The following is a 17628-nucleotide window of genomic DNA, read 5'->3' as shown; positions in this document are numbered from 1 at the left end:
GGGCATATGTTTTGTATGAATTTTTCAAACAAACATAGTCTAACATTTAAAAACTTTTAATCATGGCAGAAGTAATTGCACAAGAAAAACAGGGCAGCAAGCAAAAGAAAAAAATGATCAGAGTAGATATGACTCCTATGGTAGATCTGGGATTCTTATTGATCACTTTCTTTATGTTCACCACCAATTTTACAAAACCTAATGTAATGGATTTAGGGCTACCCGCAAAAGATCCAAACCCTCATCCTATAGATATTCCTGTAATTGGAGATAAAAACCAGATTACATTTATCCTCGGAAAGGACGACCGTGTATTTTATCATCAAAGCAATGCTACAGATTTGAATTCCACTAATCTTAAAGAAACTGATTTCAGTGGAATAAAAATTTCAAAAATCATTGCTGAAGCTTATAAAAATGCTCCGGTACCAAATAATTTTACAGTAATTGTAAAGCCAACAGATGAGGCTAATTATAAGAATTTTGTAGATATGCTTGACAACCTTGCTATTTCTAAAAAGGAAAGATATGGCGTGACCGATATCAAGCCTTGGGAAACAAAGATTTACAAGGAATTAACTCAATAAAAGACGAAGAGCATTTTTAAAATGCTCTTTTTTGTTTACATTTGAAAGAAGAAATAGAGCTACAGTGCGTAACCGCTGTATTATTTTTAACCTTCTATAATTTTGGAATTATGCTGAACTTTGAAAGAAAAGGAAACGGAAAAGAAACTTTGGTACTTCTTCACGGATTTATGGAGAATCTATCCATCTGGAGCGATATGGAGCATCATCTTTCCAAAGATTTTTCACTCCTCAAAATTGACCTTCCCGGCCACGGGCAATCTGAAATTCTCGCAGAAGTTCACACCATGGAACTGATGGCCGAAGAGGTAAAAAAAGTGTTAGACGATCAGCATTTAGAAAAAATCCACCTTCTGGGACATTCTATGGGAGGATATACTTCTCTTGCTTTTGCAGAAAAATATCCCAATTCTTTAAAAAGCTTAACTTTATTTTTCTCTACTTACTTTCCCGATGATGAAGAGAAGAAACAACAGCGTATCAAAAGCTATAGAATTATAAAAGATGCATTCGCCCATTATGCAAGAGCCGGAGTTCCCAATTTATTCAATCCAAATGAAAGGGATATTCTGGAAGGAAAAATAGAAACTGCTCTTGAGACCGCACTATCTACTAACAATCTGGGAGCTCTTGCCTGTGTAAAAGGCATGGTAGAAAGAACCGACAAAAAACATATCCTGGAAAATCTGGAGGCTAAAATATTAGTATTAGCTGGAAAACACGACAACGCTGTAAAAACAGATGTGATGATCAAACATCTTCCGGACAGGACAAATATCAAATCGTATATTCTGGACTGCGGGCACAACGGACATTGGGAAAAACCAAGTATCTGTGCCGAAATCATCAATACAGAACTTCTTCACAACCTTCCTAAAAAACTTGTTTTATAACATCCGTTTCCCGGTAGATTAAAGTCATATTTATATAAAAAAATCCTGTATATTAGTAGAGGATAATATTCGTAATGGCTTTATTCTCATTCAAAAAAAAGAAACCACCGGTACCCATACCAGTTATCGGGCTTACACTTTCAGGCGGAGGAATGCGTGGGATTGCTCATATTGCCGTACTGAAAGCTCTGGAAGAATATAACCTGAAGCCGCAGATTATCTCAGGAACCAGTGCAGGCTCTATTATTGGTGCTTTTTATTCTTTTGGAAAAACACCGGACGAAATGATGGAAATTGTAAGACAGACTTCTTTTTTTTCCAGATCATCTTTAAAATTATCAAAAAACGGAATTTTCAGCTCCAATTTTATTCTGAAACTGCTTAAAGATTATTTACCGGAAGACAACTTTAATATTTTGGAAATCCCTGTATATGTTGCTGCAACAGAGATGACTCATGGTATTGTGGACTTCTTTTCTGAAGGGGAACTTTTCGGGCCATTGCTGGCCTCTTCCAGCGTTCCTTTTATTCTTCCACCAGTAAGGATAGGGGAAAAAATTTATGTTGACGGTGGTGTTCTGGACAATCTCCCCATTGAACCCATTGTGGATAAATGCAACTTCCTTATTGCCTCCCATGTGAACTCGATCAGCTACGATCAATTAAACAAAATGAGTCTGATGAAAGAATTCGACAGAATCCTTCACTTAGCCATTGCAAAATCGGTGTACTCTAAGGCGAAATACTGTAATATTTTTTTAGATCCGCCTAAGATGACGAAATACAGCCTTTTCAACAAACGATATATGGATGAAATGTTTCAGCAGGTGTATGAATATACCTGTCAGGAACTTGAAGAGAAAGGATTTCGTAAAAGTATCTAGAATTTGAGAACAGAGAGTTTACAGATCTTCCCTCTCCTATAATCCTTCCTCTTTTACCTTCTCTTTAAAGTTGGCTATAGTTCCGGATAAAGAGTCTAAAGATTTCCCTCCGGCTGCATTGATGTGTCCACCACCACTGAAATATTTTCTTGAGAATTGGTTTACATCTACATCATCTTTACTTCTGAATGAAATTTTAACAAAATCTTCATACAGATCTTCCATAAAAAATGCAGACATTTTTACTCCGCCAATACTTAAACCATAGTTTACAAAACCTTCAGTATCTCCTTTCTGGAAACCAAATTCTTTCAATTCGTTTCTTGTAAGGCTTAAAACAGCTACTGTCCCATCATTCACCACTTCTATTCTTCCCAGAACCAAAGCAAGTAAATGCAGACGAGAAACCGTATTAGTATCCCAGGTATTGGATGTGATCATCGCAGGATCTGCACCATTTTCGATCAAATGGGCAATAATTCTGTGTGTAGTAGCACTGGTAGAACGAAAACGGAAACCTCCTGTATCAGTCATAATCCCAGTATAAAGACATTCTGCCATATCCTGGTTCACCAGTTTTTCATCATTCATCGCTTCAATGAAATGATAGATCATTTGTGAAGTCGCCGGGATTACGGTATCAGAATAGACAAAATCAAATTTTTCCGGCTGCTGGTGGTGGTCAATAAGAATTTTCTTCCCTTGAGCCTTAACCAGCCAATCTCCTAATAATCCGATTCGTGAAGGAGAATTAAAATCCAGGCAGAAAATAACATCTGCTCCTGCAATCATGTCAGAGGCAAGCTTTCTTTTATACTCAGCAATAATTACTTTTTTAGACTCCGGCATCCATTTCAGAAATTTCGGGAAATCATTAGGTACAATCACCTCAGCATGAATTCCTTTTGCTTTCAGATAGTGTTTCAACCCCAAACTTGAACCAATAGCATCTCCATCCGGATTATAGTGGGTAAGGATAACTATTTTGCTCTCTTGAGTAAGTAATGTATTGATATCTAAAAGTTCTGCTGGTGTAAACATCTGGTGTTTATTTTCGTTAAAATTAAAGTTTTCAAAGATAGAGCTTTTATATAAATCATTTAAATATTATTTTTGCAGAGAGAAATGGTATACCCATCAGGGGGTTTATCATTGTTCAATAAAAAACATTGCATTTAATTTCAAAAAAAAATAATTAAAGTTTGTAACTTATAAAAATTTATATATCTTTGCAACCTGAAAATTAATAGATTAATTACGATTTAAACATATAGTAATGAGTAAAAGAACATTCCAGCCATCAGAAAGAAAAAAGAGAAACAAACACGGTTTCAGAGAAAGAATGTCTACGCCAAATGGAAGAAGAGTTTTGGCTGCTAGAAGAGCTAAAGGCAGAAAGAGTTTAACTGTAAGTGCTGCACGCGCTAAGAGATAATCTTTTATTATCATATACAAAACATGCTTGAGAAGTTACTTTTCAGGCATTTTTTGTTGTTAAAATTTACTAAAATTTAGGCTACATCAACATCTTTTTCTATTTTTAAAAGTTGAAATATTTTTGTTAGAAACAGCCTTTAAAATTAAATTATGCCACATACAAATATCTCCGGAGACAATATTATAAGTTTACAAAGCGCAAAGATTGCGCAAAAAAACTTCACTGTACTTTCTGATGTAAATCTTAACATTAAAAAAGGTAGATTCTGCTATCTTATCGGAAAAACAGGTTCCGGAAAAAGTTCCCTTCTGAAAACGCTTTACGGACACATCCCATTAGCATCAGGACACGGAACCGTTGTAGGATTTGACCTGGCAAAGCTAAAACCGTCTGACATCCCCAACCTAAGAAGAAAATTAGGAATCGTATTCCAGGATTTCCAGTTACTTTCTGACAGAACAGTTGAAAAAAACTTAAAATTCGTTCTTGAAGCAACGGGATGGAATGATAAAGTAAAGATAGAAGACCGCATCAATGAGGTTTTAGGAAGTGTGAACATGAAAAGCAAAAAGCATAAAATGCCACACGAACTTTCCGGAGGAGAACAACAGCGTATTGCTATCGCAAGAGCTCTTCTTAACCACCCGGATCTGATCTTAGCAGATGAGCCGACAGGAAACCTTGATCCTGAAACTTCCAACGAAATCATGACGCTATTGAAGCAGGTTGCCCTTGAAAATGGCGCTGCAGTAGTAATGGCAACACATGATTATCATATGATTCAAAACTTCCCTGGTGAAGCCATCAGATGTGAAGATGGAAAAGTATCTGTATTGGATACCGCAGAATTATTTGAATAAGAATTCAGAAATTGAAAGATTCAGAAATTCAGACTTATAGGGTTTTTAACCCCTTCTGATTTCTATTTAAAAACATGAAACTCTTTGGTGAGTTCAAGATATTGGTCCGAGTATTGTCTCGGACTTTTTTCTATAATAAAATCAGATTCGATGATCTCATTTCTCTGCAATGAAAACTCCAGAATCAGTCTTTTAACATTTGAATTTTCAATCCCTTTGATATTGACCTTTCTGTTTAAAAACAGATGATTTTCTTTAGCCAATGAAATAAAAATATCTCCTGCTTCAACGGGAATAATTACAGAAAAAATACCGTTTTCAGATAATAACCGTGCTGCATTGGCAATTAACTGACTGAAATTTAATTCTACAGTCTGACGTGCAATCTTATCTTTTTCAGATCCGGATTCTTCAAAATAAGGAGGATTGGAAACGATAAGATCAAACCGTTCTTCCGTTTCAAAAGTTTTAAAATCCTGATGCCTGTTTTTCAGCCTTGTGTGAAAAGGCGCCGTTTCAAAATTAAGACTGGTAAGCGCTGCTGCCTCTTCGTTAATATCCAGTCCTAAAAAATGAGCCTGTAGATTTCTCTGCGCCAGCATTAAGGAGATCAGGCCTGTTCCCGTCCCTACTTCCAGAACACTGGAAACACCATGAACATCTGCCAAAGCACCAAGCAGAACACCGTCTGTTCCTACACGGAAGACGTCTTTAGACTGCTCAATTATAAATTGCTTAAATGTAAAAGGTTTCACTATAAATTGGTAGGCAGTGTAATAATGAATGTAGACCCCTTTCCTACTTCGGATTTCACTGAGATCTCTCCTTTATAATCTTCAATCATTTTTCTCACCATAGACAGACCAAGCCCCATTCCACTGCTTTTAGAAGTAAAATTCGGTTCAAAAATTCTTTCGTACATATTTTCAGGAATTCCTATTCCGTTATCCTGAACAGAAATAATTACCCTTCTCTGATGCTGCTCCACATCTACATTGATGATGAGTTTTCTTTCATCGCTTTCTGCCTGTTTTGCGTTAGTAACAAGATTTGTTATAATCCTGGAAAGATAAATCCTATCCATATTGATCATAATATTGGTCTTATTGGCATGCATAAAGATGCTGTCATCATTGAAGACACGGAGAATATCTTCAACCTCGGTATTCAGATTGATCACTTCATTATTCTTTTCAGGAAGTTTCGCAAATTCTGAGAAAGCTGAAGCTACCGTTGCAATCAGATCTATCTGATCTACAATCGTTTTGCTCATCTGTTTTACCTTCTCTCTGATATTCGGATCATCCGGATCAAACTTTCTTTCAAAATTCTGAATAGTAAGCTTCATCGGAGTCAGTGGGTTTTTCACCTCATGAGCAACCTGCTTGGCCATTTCCCTCCAGGCTTCTTCAGATGCCTTGAACCTAAGTCTTTCTTTCTGATCCTGAATTTGCAGAATCATTCTGTTATAAGCTCTTGCCAATGCATTAAGCTCATCGTTTTTATAGTATCTGATAGGACGCATTTCATTTTCAAATAATGTAATACGGGTAATCATATCAGAGAATTTCGTGATTGTTTTCGCAAGACTGTTAGACGTCACCCAGCTGATCCAGATACTGAACAGAATCAGGAATATATCGACTAAAAGAATGTATTTTACATATTGATGAAGAACCTCCAGATAAGCAGATTCATTATGATATAAAGGAATATAGACAACTCCTATTGGTTTCAGTTCATTGTTTTTCAACAGGAGGTAAGAAGAGGTAAGCCTGGCATCTTTAGCTGCGTCATACCTTGTCAAATCAACCCTGGCATCCGTTGCCAATATCCTGTTAATGATTTCCATAGGAATAGTCTTCTGCTCAACTAAAGCTTCATCTTTATTGGAAAGCAGATAATCTCCTTTTAAATCATAAATAATAATATCATGTTGGTTAATATCCCCTATTTCGAAAATTTTATTTCCTAAAACCGTTGGTAAATCTTTAGTCTCTACAAGCGTGCGGCTTACGGCATAATCAAGATACCTCATTACCGCAGTAGTCTTCTCCTGCATGTCAATATTACTTTGCTGCAAAGAATTATTCCTTAAAACAAAGTAGGGAACAAGTGAAGTAGCTACAACACTTAAAAAACATACCAGCAGGAAACCGAAAAACACACGGTTCCTTAAGCTATATCCTTTATACTTATTAATTGACATTCTACTTTTTAATTAACCTAGCAATATACTTACCAATAATATCAAATTCCAGGTTTACTTTATCACCAATTTTTAAATTTTTCATATTGGTAAATTCCCATGTATAAGGAATAATGGCTACAGAAAATTGAGCATCTTCACTTTTTGCAACCGTAAGACTGATTCCGTTTACTGTAATTGATCCCTGAGGAACTGTTACAAAGCTTCCGTCGTTATCATATTTCATGGTAATAAAATAACTACCATCTTTATTTTCAATCCCCACAACTTCACCGGTTTTATCAACGTGTCCCTGAACGATATGCCCATCCAGTCTTCCATCCATCTTCATACAGCGTTCCAGATTGACAACGGTTCCTAATTCCCATTTTCCAAGATTGGTTTTTTCCAGCGTTTCGTTGATGGCTGTTACCACATATTGATTATCTTTTATTTCAACAACCGTAAGGCAGCAGCCGTTGTGAGCAAGACTCTGGTCTATTTTCAACTCGTTTGTAAAGGGGCATGTCAAGGTAAAATCTATATTGCTTCCTTTTTCTTCAATCTTCTCAATAACACCAACTGCTTCAATAATTCCTGTGAACATATTATTTTTTGCTAAATTTGTAAATTATAATCTTCAAAGATAATCAAAATGAGCCCAAAAAACCATAAAGTACGAGTAGGAATTTCAATCGGTGATTTCAACGGCATCGGTCCGGAGATCATTATGAAGTCTCTGAAAGACAAAACCATTACAGACTTTTTCACTCCTGTAATTTTTGGTTCGGGGAAATTATTCACTTATCAGAAAAACATTTTTAAGCTGAATCTTAATTTCAACTATATTAATGAAGCTTCGCAGGCTCAGGCAGGGAAACTCAATATGATCAACCTGACCAAGGAAAACGTGAATGTAGAACTAGGTGTTCCCACGGAAGAGTCTACAAAAATGGCTATTGATTCTTTGGAAGCAGCTACTGAAGCTTTAATGAAAGGAGAAATTGATGTTTTAGTAACCGCTCCCATCAACAAGGATGAAATGGTAAAAATGGGCTTTAAACATGCTGGACACACAGGATATTTTGAAGAAAAATTCAGCAAAAAAGGATTAATGTTCCTGGTAACTGAAGATCTTAAAGTAGCCGTATCCACGCATCATATTCCAATTGCACAGGTAGCTGAAAATATTTCCAAGGAAAAAATAAAGAAACAGATCAGAGTTTTGAACCAAACGCTTATAGAGGATTTCTGTATTCAAAAGCCTAAAATTGCCGTATTGGGATTAAATCCTCATGCTGGAGATGGCGGTGTTATTGGAAATGAAGAAATTGAAATCATCAGCCCGGCAATCAGGGAACTATCTGATAACGGAACATTGGCATTTGGGCCTTTCCCGGCAGACAGCTTCTTCCAGCCAAGCAAATACAAAAACTTTGATGCGGTTTTAGCCATGTATCATGACCAGGGATTAGCTCCTTTCAAAACATTGGCATATGAAGAAGGTGTAAACTATACAGCAGGACTTCCTTTTATCAGAACTTCTCCGGATCACGGGGTAGCTTATGATATTGCAGGAAAAAATATTGCTGATGAGCAGAGTTTTACAGAAGCTATCTTCACCGCGATTCAAATTTTCAAGAACAGAAGCGAATACAGCGAGCTAATGAACGACCGTATGCAGCCTAGAAAAATGGTTGTAGACAACGGAGTAGATGAGGATCTACCGGAGGAAACTGAAGGATAAATCTTTAAAACAAATTTTAAATTAATTTGTTTCAGATTTTATTTGTTATTATAAAAAAAATGCATATTTTTGCACACTCATTTTATGGACAAGTTAAGAAACTATGACGTAAGCTTTTCCGGACTTAAAAACGGAAAACATAAGTTCAATTTTGAGATAGATAAAACGTTCTTTCAATTATTTGATACTGAGCAGGAATTTACAAATCCTAGAATAGAAGTGAATGTATCGCTTGATAAACACACTACTTTTTTAGAATTTGAAATTAAAATTAATGGATTAGTTGAGCTGGTTTGTGATATCACAAACGAAGATTTCGACTATCCTATTGAGAATGAAATCAAAATTTTGGTGAATTTCGGGGAAGAATATGATGACAGCAATGAAGAGGTCATTACTATTCCTACTGCAGAGCATGCTTTCAATGTAGCACATTTGATTTATGAAAATGTAATGCTTTCTATCCCTATGAAAAAGATTTCACCCAATGTAAATGATGAAGATCTTGAAATTCTTAACCAGTTCAGTCCAAAAGAAATTGAGGAAACAGAGGAAGAAGAAGAACATAAAAGTGACCCTAGATGGGATGCTTTAAGAAAATTAAAAGACAATAATTAAATAGAATAATTTAAATATGATGAGATGATAAATCTCATCGCTCATCAATTAAAAAAGTTATTAGAAATGGCACATCCAAAGAGAAGACAGTCGTCCACAAGAAGAGATAAGAGAAGAACTCACTATAAAGCTGTAGTTCCTCAATTAGCTAAAGATGCAACAACAGGAGAGCTTCACCTATACCACAGAGCTCACTGGCATGAAGGAAAACTTTACTACAGAGGTAAAGTAGTATTGGAAAAAGAAGTAGCTGCTACTGAAGAAAACTAAGAGTCGCTTTTCATTGAAAAAGCCTCATTTTAATACAAAAACCGCCCAATTTTGATAAAATTTGGCGGTTTTTTGTTGTTTTTTACGTTTTTTTGGTATCTTTGACCCAAAATCAAATATCAAATTTATGGACATTAAAGACATACAAAATCTTATTAAGTTTGTATCTAAAGCTGAAGTTTCAGAAGTAAAATACAAGACTAAAGATTTCGAAATCACTATTAAAACTCCATTAGCTGGAAGCGATGCTGTATATGCACAGCCTGCAGTATACCACACAGCTCCACAAGCTGTAGCTGCTCCGGCACCTGTTGCAACTCCTGCTGCTCTTGCTGTAGAAAAAACTGAAGCTGCATCTGATGACAGCAAATATGTAACGATCAAGTCTCCAATGATTGGTACTTTCTATAGAAAACCATCTCCTGATAAAGATGTATTTGTAAATGTAGGTGATGATGTTTCTGTAGGTAAAGTAGTTTGCGTTATTGAAGCAATGAAGTTATTCAACCAGATTGAATCTGAAATCAGCGGAAAAATCGTTAAAATTTTAGTTGACGATGCTACTCCTGTAGAATATGACCAACCTTTATTCTTAGTAGATCCATCTTAAGGAATTTTAGATTAAAGATTATAAATTTTAGATGAATCCTTTTCATTTAAAATAATTTAAAATTCAAAATTTATAATTTAAAATTTCGGAGAGATGTTCAAAAAAATATTAATAGCCAATCGTGGCGAAATTGCAATGCGTATTTTACGTACTTGTAAAGAAATGGGGATCAAAACCGTTGCAGTATATTCTACTGCTGACAAAGACAGTCTTCACGTAAGATTTGCTGATGAAGCGGTATGTATTGGCCCTGCAATGAGCAAAGACTCATATCTTAAAATCCCTAACATTATTGCTGCTGCGGAAATTACCAATGCAGACGCCATTCACCCAGGTTACGGATTCTTATCTGAAAATGCTAATTTCTCAAGAATCTGTCAAAAGAACGGTATCAAGTTTATTGGTGCTTCTCCTGAGCAGATTGAAAAAATGGGAGATAAAGCTAACGCTAAGGCTACCATGAAAGCTGCAGGGGTACCATGTGTACCAGGTTCTGACGGTTTAATTGAATCTTACGAACACGCAGTGAAAACAGCCGAAGAAACTGGATACCCGGTAATGATCAAGGCAACTGCTGGTGGTGGTGGAAAAGGAATGAGAGCTGTTTGGAAAGCTGAAGACCTTAAAGATCACTGGGAGTCTGCAATTCAGGAAGCTGTAGCAGCCTTTGGAAACGGAGGTATGTATATGGAAAAACTGATTGAAGAGCCAAGACACATTGAAATTCAGGTTGCTGGTGACCAATTCGGTAAAGCCTGCCACCTTTCTGAAAGAGACTGTTCTGTACAGAGAAGAAATCAGAAACTAACCGAAGAAACTCCTTCTCCTTTCATGACAGATGAACTTCGTGAGAAAATGGGTGACGCTGCTGTAAAAGCTGCTGAATTCATTGGTTATGAAGGTGTAGGAACTATTGAATTCCTTGTAGACAAACACAGAAATTTCTATTTCATGGAAATGAATACAAGAATTCAGGTAGAACACCCTATTACTGAGCAGGTAATTGACTATGACCTGATCAGAGAACAAATTCTTCTTGCTGCTGGAACTCCTATTTCAGGAATTAACTATTACCCGAAATTACATTCAATTGAGTGTAGAATCAATGCAGAAGATCCTTACGCAGACTTCAGACCATCTCCAGGAAAAATCACAGGATTAAACATCCCTGGTGGACACGGAATCAGAGTAGATACTCACGTATATTCTGGATACACCATTCCTTCCAACTATGACTCAATGATTGCCAAGCTTATCACTACGGCTCAAACCCGTGAGGAAGCTATCGCTAAAATGAAACGTGCTCTTGAGGAATTCTATATTGAAGGAGTAAAAACAACAATTCCTTTCCATAGACAACTAATGGATAATGAAGATTATCTTGCAGGAAACTATACTACAAAATTCATGGAAGATTTTGTAATGGACAGAAAATATGATAATCACTAAGATTATTTTAAAATAAAAATGAAACTGCCTCTTTTTGAGGCAGTTTTTTTATTACAGACCATCAATGTCAGGCCATTGGAACATTCCATTACCTGTCGTTAATAAAAATTAATAAAGAAGCAGAAAATAAAATCTGACCATGGTAAAGATAGAATACCTATAACAACCTACCAATAAAGAAAATATTTTCTGATACAGCATAATTCTTCCTTAAAATCTACTTCAATTGCACCTCCATACGACACTAGGTATTTGTTCAGGCATATCATTAATATTGCGTAAATTTGTTGAAAACCAAAATATATGTCAACAGCAGAACAAACAAAAAACTCACAGTATTTTATTGACCTTGAAGACAAACATGGAGCTCATAATTATCACCCGCTTCCAGTAGTTCTGGATCGTGGAGAAGGTGTTTTCGTTTGGGATGTAGAAGGCAAAAGGTATTATGATTTTCTTTCAGCATATTCTGCTGTGAACCAGGGGCACTCTCACCCTAAAATCGTAGACGCATTGGTAGAACAGGCAAAAAAACTGGCTTTAACATCAAGAGCGTTCTACAATTCTAAATTAGGAGAATACGAACAAAAAATTACAACCCTTTTCGGATTTGATAAGGTTTTACCTATGAACTCCGGAGCTGAAGCTGTGGAAACAGCAGTAAAACTTGCCAGAAAATGGAGCTACGAAGTAAAAGGAATTTCGGAAAACGCAGCCAAAATTATTGTTTGCGAAAATAATTTCCATGGAAGAACTACAACTATAGTTTCTTTCTCTAATGATCCGGATGCTAATCAGAACTACGGACCTTTTACACCAGGATTTATCAAAATTCCTTACAACGATATTGCTGCCCTAGAAGAAGTTCTGAGCAGAGAAGCAGATACTATTTCGGCATTCCTTGTAGAACCTATTCAGGGAGAGGCCGGAGTATATGTTCCGGATGAAAACTACCTGAAAAATGCTTCTGAACTATGTAAAAAATATAACGTTCTTTTCATTGCCGATGAAGTTCAGACTGGTATTGCAAGAACAGGAAGATTAATTGCATGTCATCACGAAAATGTACAGCCGGATATATTAATTTTAGGAAAAGCTCTTTCCGGAGGAATGTACCCCGTATCAGCAGTTTTAGCCAACGACAGCATCATGAATGTTATCAAGCCCGGACAGCACGGTTCTACATTCGGAGGAAACCCTATTGCCTGTGCAGTAGCAGTGGCGGCATTGGACGTGGTAGCTGAAGAAAAATTATCTGAAAGAGCTGAAGAGCTTGGACAGCTATTCAGAAGTGAAATTGATAAACTGATAGAAAAGTCGGACCTTATTACCAAAGTAAGAGGAAAAGGGCTTTTAAATGCGATCCTGATCAATGATACTCCTGACAGTTCTACCGCATGGAATCTTTGCTTACAGTTAAAAGAAAACGGATTACTGGCAAAGCCTACCCACGGTAATATCATCAGACTGGCACCGCCATTGGTCATTACTGAAGAGCAACTGCTGGATTGCGTAAAGATTATTGAAAAGACTATTCTTGAATATAAATAAATGGCTCTCTCCCTTGCAATCATTACTTATAATGAAGAAGAGAATATCGTAAGACTTTTAAATTCTTTGGCAGATATTGCTGATGAAATTATTATTGTCGACAGCTTTTCTACAGATAAGACAAAAGAGATTTGCACTCAAAAATATCCTCAGATACAATTCTTTGAGAAAAAGTTTAATGGGTATGGTGAACAAAAAAACCATGCCCTTACTCTATGTTCTCATGAATGGGTTCTGTTTCTGGATGCTGATGAAGTTCCTGATGAGAATCTCAAAAAATCCATACAGAAAATCGTTTCCTCTGCGAACACAGAATTCAACGTGTATAAAGCGAAATTCAACAACCATCTCGGAAGCCACATGATCAGATTCGGAGGATGGGGAAATGTATGCCGTGAAAGATTGTTCAGAAAAAAATACGCCAGGTATTCTGATGATAAAGTTCATGAATTTTTGATTACAGATCAGAAGACCGGTCTTCTGGAAGGAAAACTGAATCATTATACCTACAAAAGTATTCATCATCATGTCGCAAAAATCAATAAGTATTCTGATATGATGGCTGAGAAAATGTTTGAGAGAGAACTGAAAATTAAAAGATTCAAAATCATTGTAAGTCCGGTTTTTGAATTTATCAAAGTATTTGTTTTCAAACTTGGTTTCCTGGACGGATTTCCCGGATTTTACATTGCCAAAACGATGTCCTATTACACTTTTTTGAAGTATATTAAACTGCGTGAAAAAATAAGACTCTCAGAAATTGAAAAAAATACAGTGAAATAGTATGGTCCTGTATCTTATTTCTGCTCTCTTGACGGTATTTATCGTCGTGTATTTCCGCCTCTATCTTTTTGCTTTTCCGCACAACAGACTGGTTATTCTCATGTACCATCAGATTGAAAAGGAAAGCCACGAAGATCTTACAGTAAGTCTGGAGAACCTTGAACAGCAGTTTTCATATCTGAGCCGTAAAAAATACACTGCCAGATTTTTCTCAGAACTTCATACTGCATCGAAAAAAAATATAATCATCACCTTTGATGACGGATATAAAAATAACTATGAGTATCTGCCGTCTTTATTGGAAAAATATAATCTGAAGGCAACCATTTTTATCCCAACAGAATTCATTGAAAAAGGATATAAAAATTATCCTATGATGACCTTTGATGAAATCAGAAATCTGGATAAAAAATATTTTGAGATTGCTCTTCATAGCCATGCTCATGAAAATCTAAAAAATGCTTCTGCTGATTTTATAGAAAAAGATCTAAAAAAAAACATGCAAATTCTCGATGCCCAAAACATCAAGTATTCAAGGGTTTTGGCATATCCGTATGGAAAATATCCACAAAAAAAACATGATAAATTAGCATTTTTTTCTATTTTGAAAAAAATAGGAATTGATTTTGCAGTAAGAATTGGAAACAAGGTAAATTATTACCCTACCCAGCGTCCCTACGAGCTGTGTAGAATTGATATAAAAGGCAAAGATTCGATAATAAAATTCAAATTAAAACTTATCTTTGGAAGATTAAAACTATTTTAAAAACAATTTAAAGAAGTATTATATGTACTTCTCTATCAAACAAAGCGTTGTGATGAATATAAGTGGTTTGATCATAACATATAATGAAGAAAAAAATATACAGGATGTCCTTGAGTCTTTTGATTTCTGTGATGAAATAGTAATGATAGACTCATTTAGCACGGATAAAACTGTAGAAATTGCAAAGAAATTTCCCAATGTAAAGGTGGTTCAAAATAAATTTGAAGACTTTACAAAGCAAAGAAATTTGGCTCTGGATACTGCAAAAAATGACTGGGTTCTATTTTTAGACGGTGATGAAAGACTTACACCGGCTTTGAAGCAGGAAATTATTGAGGAGCTGAATAAACCCGGGCAAAAGGATGCCTACTATTTTTACAGGAAATTCTTTTTTGCTCAGAAACCGATTCATTTTTCAGGAACACAGTCTGATAAAAATTTTAGGCTTTTCAGAAAATCGAAGGCCAGATACATGGCAGGAAAAAAGGTACACGAAACTCTGGAAGTCAACGGAACCATTGGGATTTTAAAAAATAAATTACTACATTACTCCGTTTCAGATTATGAATCTTATAGAAAAAAAATGATTCATTACGGAGTTTTAAAGGGGAAAGAACTGGCTGTAAAAGGGAAAAAGTACAATGTTTTAGTGCAATATCTTAAAACAGCTTTTAAATTCTTTAAAGCCTATATAATGAGACTGGGTATTTTAGACGGAAAAGAGGGGTATCAGTTATCTTACCTGCAATCTTTAAGCGTTTTTGAAACCTATGAATCATTAAAAAAAGAGCAAAATTAGTTGAATGAAGATTTGTATCATTAGTTATGATTTTTGGGATTATGATAAGTATATTGTTGAAACATTATGCAAACGGGGTATTGATGCCCATCATGTAAAGATCAGTACAGTTACTCATTCAAACTTCAATGAAAGAGCTGTAAACGCTTTAAGCAAAACCTTTTTAAATAAAAATCTTAAGACTGAAAAAAGACAGAAATACGTTCTGGATGCCCTGGAAAAATTAGGACATCAGGATCAGATATTGGTCATGAACCCGGATACGTTTGATCTTTCAACTCTTGAGAAAATCCGAAAATATTCAGACCGCCTGGTTACCTATCTTTATGACAACCTTGAAAGAGTTCCTGTAGAAGATAAACTCTACCTTTTTGACAAAGTATTTTCCTTTGATTATATAGATGTTACAAAGCACGGGTTTGAAAAACTAACGAATTACATTTATCTGCCGCACTGTGCAAAAGAAATTCAGCAGCCTGAAATGGATCTTTTCTATATCACTTCTTATGATAACAGAAGGGTTTCATTGATAAAATTACTGGCTAAAAAGCTGATTGAGCAGGGACTGAAGTTCCAGATTATGATCATCGGAAAAAAATCATGGAAACATCAGCTGACGAATATTTTCATGACTGTACCCAAAAACCTTTTTCTGGTTTTCAGCATCAAAAAGATTCCTCATAACGATCTTCCAAAGTATTATAAAAATTCAAAAGTATTGCTTGACCTTATGCGTGAAGGGCAATATGGACTTAGTTTCAGAGTTTTTGAGGCTATGTCTCTGGAGAAGAAAATCATTACTGATAATGAAGCCATTAAAACCTATGATTTTTACAATCCCAATAATATTTTGATTTTAAACAAAAATATTAGTAATCTTGACAAATCTTTTTTTGAAACACCTTACGAGAAAATTCCTGAGGAAATCTACTACAGATACACTTTGGATAGTTGGGTAAACAAAGTTTTTGAACTGGATACTAAAAACTAGCAAATGGGAATTTTAAAAAAAATAAAAAAACACTTCGAAAGAAAAGAAAAACTCAAATATCTTCAGTCTAAGGATATAGTCAACATCAATCTGTATGACGCTTCCCAAAAAACGATCCTGTTTGCTTCAAGAGATTTCCCTGCCCATGATAAAGAATCCGGGGCCAACAGACTGAAAGAACTTATATTAATCTACAAAGAATTAGGATACAACTGCATTTTATTTGCTCCCCATATTTTTGAAGACGATTCTTATGTAAAGTTTTATCAGCAGCACCATGTTTTGGTGTATGTAGAGAACAATAAATACAAGAACATTTATGATTTTCTATCTTCTTTTAAAAAGGTAGATTACGTTTGGTTCAATGGTCCGCTTGCCCTGAATCTGTTTTACAAAAAGATGAAGGCTATTTTACCTTCTACCCGATTCATTTATGATATGGTAGATATTCATTTTTTAAGGTTTAAAAGAGCAATTGAACTGGAACCAACCCGTATTTCTCTAAAGAAAAACTATAAACATTTCTTCCGTCTGGAAACGGTTGTTGCACCACAGCTGGATTATATTATTGCCATCTCCGATAAAGAGAAAGAAATCATGAGCCAGTATGCGGACCAAAATAAAATCATTACCATATCAAATATTCATTATCCAAAAATTGATATTTCAGAAAGGAAAAACTTTAGTGAAAGTAAAGGAATTACCTTCATTGGTTCTATCCACGAACCGAATATTGATGCGGTAAAGTTTCTGTATGAAAAAATAATGCCCATTGTCTGGAAAACCAATCCTGAGCTGGAGGTAAGCATTATTGGGAATGTTTCTGAAAAGCTTGATCTTAAACTATACCCTAAGTTTAAATTTCTAGGGTTTGTAGAAAGTATCGAAGAACATTTCATGAATTCTAAAATCATGGTGGCTCCTTTACGGTTTGGAGCTGGGGTGAAAGGGAAAATCGGACAGGCTTTTGAATATTTTTTTCCGGTAGTTACCACAGATATTGGTGCTGAAGGAATGAAGCTTACAGATAAGAAAAATGTGTTGATAGCCAATGATGAAAACAGTTTTGCAGAAGCCATTATTCAGCTGAATAATAATGAGGAACTTTGGAATACATTGAGCCAAAATTCTGTAGACAGTCTGAGAGCATTTTCACCTGAAGAAGTAAAAGAAAAACTTAAAACATTATAAGAT

Annotated in this window: 20 protein-coding genes; 16 read left to right on the top strand and 4 right to left on the bottom strand. The window is 35.5% G+C overall.

Annotation, left to right across the window (positions count from 1 at the left end):
• The first annotated feature begins 62 nt into the window (after positions 1–62).
• The 3 genes from GFU89_RS06200 to GFU89_RS06190 all read left to right on the top strand — a co-directional run bounded on the left by GFU89_RS06200 (position 63) and on the right by GFU89_RS06190 (position 2364).
• Positions 63–587, top strand: coding sequence for a biopolymer transporter ExbD (locus tag GFU89_RS06200; RefSeq protein ID WP_318846326.1), 525 nt, complete (start codon positions 63–65; stop codon positions 585–587).
• A gap of 110 nt (positions 588–697) precedes the next feature.
• A complete protein-coding gene (locus tag GFU89_RS06195) occupies positions 698–1480 on the top strand; it encodes an alpha/beta hydrolase (RefSeq protein WP_318846325.1) in 783 nt (260 codons plus the stop codon).
• Between the two features lie 74 nt (positions 1481–1554).
• Positions 1555–2364, top strand: a complete 810-nt coding sequence (locus GFU89_RS06190) for a patatin-like phospholipase family protein (protein ID WP_318846324.1) — start codon at positions 1555–1557, stop codon at positions 2362–2364.
• A gap of 36 nt (positions 2365–2400) precedes the next feature.
• Here the strand turns inward: GFU89_RS06190 and GFU89_RS06185 are convergent, their stop codons facing one another.
• Positions 2401–3405 (bottom strand): bifunctional oligoribonuclease/PAP phosphatase NrnA, encoded by a 1005-nt coding sequence (locus GFU89_RS06185; protein ID WP_318846323.1) that lies wholly within the window; start codon positions 3403–3405, stop codon positions 2401–2403.
• 235 nt (positions 3406–3640) lie between these two features.
• On the opposite strand from GFU89_RS06185, the gene rpmH reads away from it, so the two are divergent.
• Positions 3641–3799, top strand: coding sequence for a 50S ribosomal protein L34 (gene rpmH, locus GFU89_RS06180; protein WP_034701860.1), 159 nt, complete (start codon positions 3641–3643; stop codon positions 3797–3799).
• A gap of 152 nt (positions 3800–3951) precedes the next feature.
• The gene (locus tag GFU89_RS06175; protein ID WP_077418814.1) at positions 3952–4662 is read left to right on the top strand and encodes a cell division ATP-binding protein FtsE; all 711 of its coding nucleotides are present in this window, start codon (positions 3952–3954) and stop codon (positions 4660–4662) included.
• 62 nt (positions 4663–4724) lie between these two features.
• Here the strand turns inward: GFU89_RS06175 and GFU89_RS06170 are convergent, their stop codons facing one another.
• The 3 genes from GFU89_RS06170 to GFU89_RS06160 are packed head-to-tail and all read right to left on the bottom strand — an operon-like array spanning position 4725 to position 7457.
• Positions 4725–5417 carry a tRNA1(Val) (adenine(37)-N6)-methyltransferase gene (locus GFU89_RS06170; protein ID WP_318846322.1) on the bottom strand — a complete coding sequence of 231 codons (693 nt, stop codon included), beginning with the start codon at positions 5415–5417 and terminating at the stop codon, positions 4725–4727.
• Complete coding sequence (locus GFU89_RS06165; RefSeq protein WP_318846321.1) at positions 5417–6871, bottom strand: HAMP domain-containing sensor histidine kinase; 1455 nt, start codon at positions 6869–6871, stop codon at positions 5417–5419. The genes GFU89_RS06170 and GFU89_RS06165 overlap by 1 nt, the downstream gene beginning before the upstream one ends.
• Before the next feature lies 1 nt (position 6872).
• Positions 6873–7457, bottom strand: coding sequence for a riboflavin synthase (locus GFU89_RS06160; RefSeq protein WP_047098785.1), 585 nt, complete (start codon positions 7455–7457; stop codon positions 6873–6875).
• Between the two features lie 48 nt (positions 7458–7505).
• Between GFU89_RS06160 and pdxA the strand changes: the two genes are divergently transcribed.
• The 11 genes from pdxA (at position 7506) to GFU89_RS06105 (ending at position 17625) form a co-directional block, all read left to right on the top strand.
• Entirely contained in the window at positions 7506–8597 is a 1092-nt protein-coding gene (gene pdxA / locus GFU89_RS06155; protein ID WP_318846320.1) for a 4-hydroxythreonine-4-phosphate dehydrogenase PdxA, read from the top strand.
• An 84-nt stretch (positions 8598–8681) separates the two neighbouring features.
• On the top strand, positions 8682–9215 hold the full coding sequence (locus GFU89_RS06150; RefSeq protein ID WP_318846319.1) for a DUF177 domain-containing protein: 534 nt from the start codon (positions 8682–8684) through the stop codon (positions 9213–9215).
• 66 nt (positions 9216–9281) lie between these two features.
• Positions 9282–9485, top strand: a complete 204-nt coding sequence (gene rpmF / locus GFU89_RS06145) for a 50S ribosomal protein L32 (RefSeq protein WP_002976251.1) — start codon at positions 9282–9284, stop codon at positions 9483–9485.
• Positions 9486–9612: 127 nt separating this feature from the next.
• On the top strand, positions 9613–10095 hold the full coding sequence (gene accB / locus GFU89_RS06140) for an acetyl-CoA carboxylase biotin carboxyl carrier protein (protein ID WP_318846318.1): 483 nt from the start codon (positions 9613–9615) through the stop codon (positions 10093–10095).
• Positions 10096–10188: 93 nt separating this feature from the next.
• Positions 10189–11544, top strand: a complete 1356-nt coding sequence (accC, locus tag GFU89_RS06135; protein ID WP_318846317.1) for an acetyl-CoA carboxylase biotin carboxylase subunit — start codon at positions 10189–10191, stop codon at positions 11542–11544.
• A gap of 303 nt (positions 11545–11847) precedes the next feature.
• Entirely contained in the window at positions 11848–13095 is a 1248-nt protein-coding gene (gene rocD / locus GFU89_RS06130) for an ornithine--oxo-acid transaminase (protein ID WP_318846316.1), read from the top strand.
• Positions 13096–13878 (top strand): glycosyltransferase family 2 protein, encoded by a 783-nt coding sequence (locus GFU89_RS06125; RefSeq protein WP_318846315.1) that lies wholly within the window; start codon positions 13096–13098, stop codon positions 13876–13878.
• Between the two features lies 1 nt (position 13879).
• Positions 13880–14644: a polysaccharide deacetylase family protein gene (locus tag GFU89_RS06120; RefSeq protein WP_318846314.1), complete on the top strand. Its 765-nt coding sequence runs from the start codon at positions 13880–13882 to the stop codon at positions 14642–14644.
• A gap of 22 nt (positions 14645–14666) precedes the next feature.
• The gene (locus GFU89_RS06115) at positions 14667–15443 is read left to right on the top strand and encodes a glycosyltransferase family 2 protein (protein ID WP_318846313.1); all 777 of its coding nucleotides are present in this window, start codon (positions 14667–14669) and stop codon (positions 15441–15443) included.
• A gap of 4 nt (positions 15444–15447) precedes the next feature.
• On the top strand, positions 15448–16434 hold the full coding sequence (locus tag GFU89_RS06110; protein WP_318846312.1) for a hypothetical protein: 987 nt from the start codon (positions 15448–15450) through the stop codon (positions 16432–16434).
• A gap of 3 nt (positions 16435–16437) precedes the next feature.
• Positions 16438–17625 (top strand): glycosyltransferase family 4 protein, encoded by a 1188-nt coding sequence (locus GFU89_RS06105; protein WP_318846311.1) that lies wholly within the window; start codon positions 16438–16440, stop codon positions 17623–17625.
• Positions 17626–17628: the final 3 nt, after the last annotated feature.

Source organism: Chryseobacterium sp. JV558 (genome assembly GCF_033712365.1).
Classification (GTDB): Bacteria; Bacteroidota; Bacteroidia; order Flavobacteriales; family Weeksellaceae; genus Chryseobacterium.
This window is presented reverse-complemented; position numbering and strand designations above follow the sequence as displayed.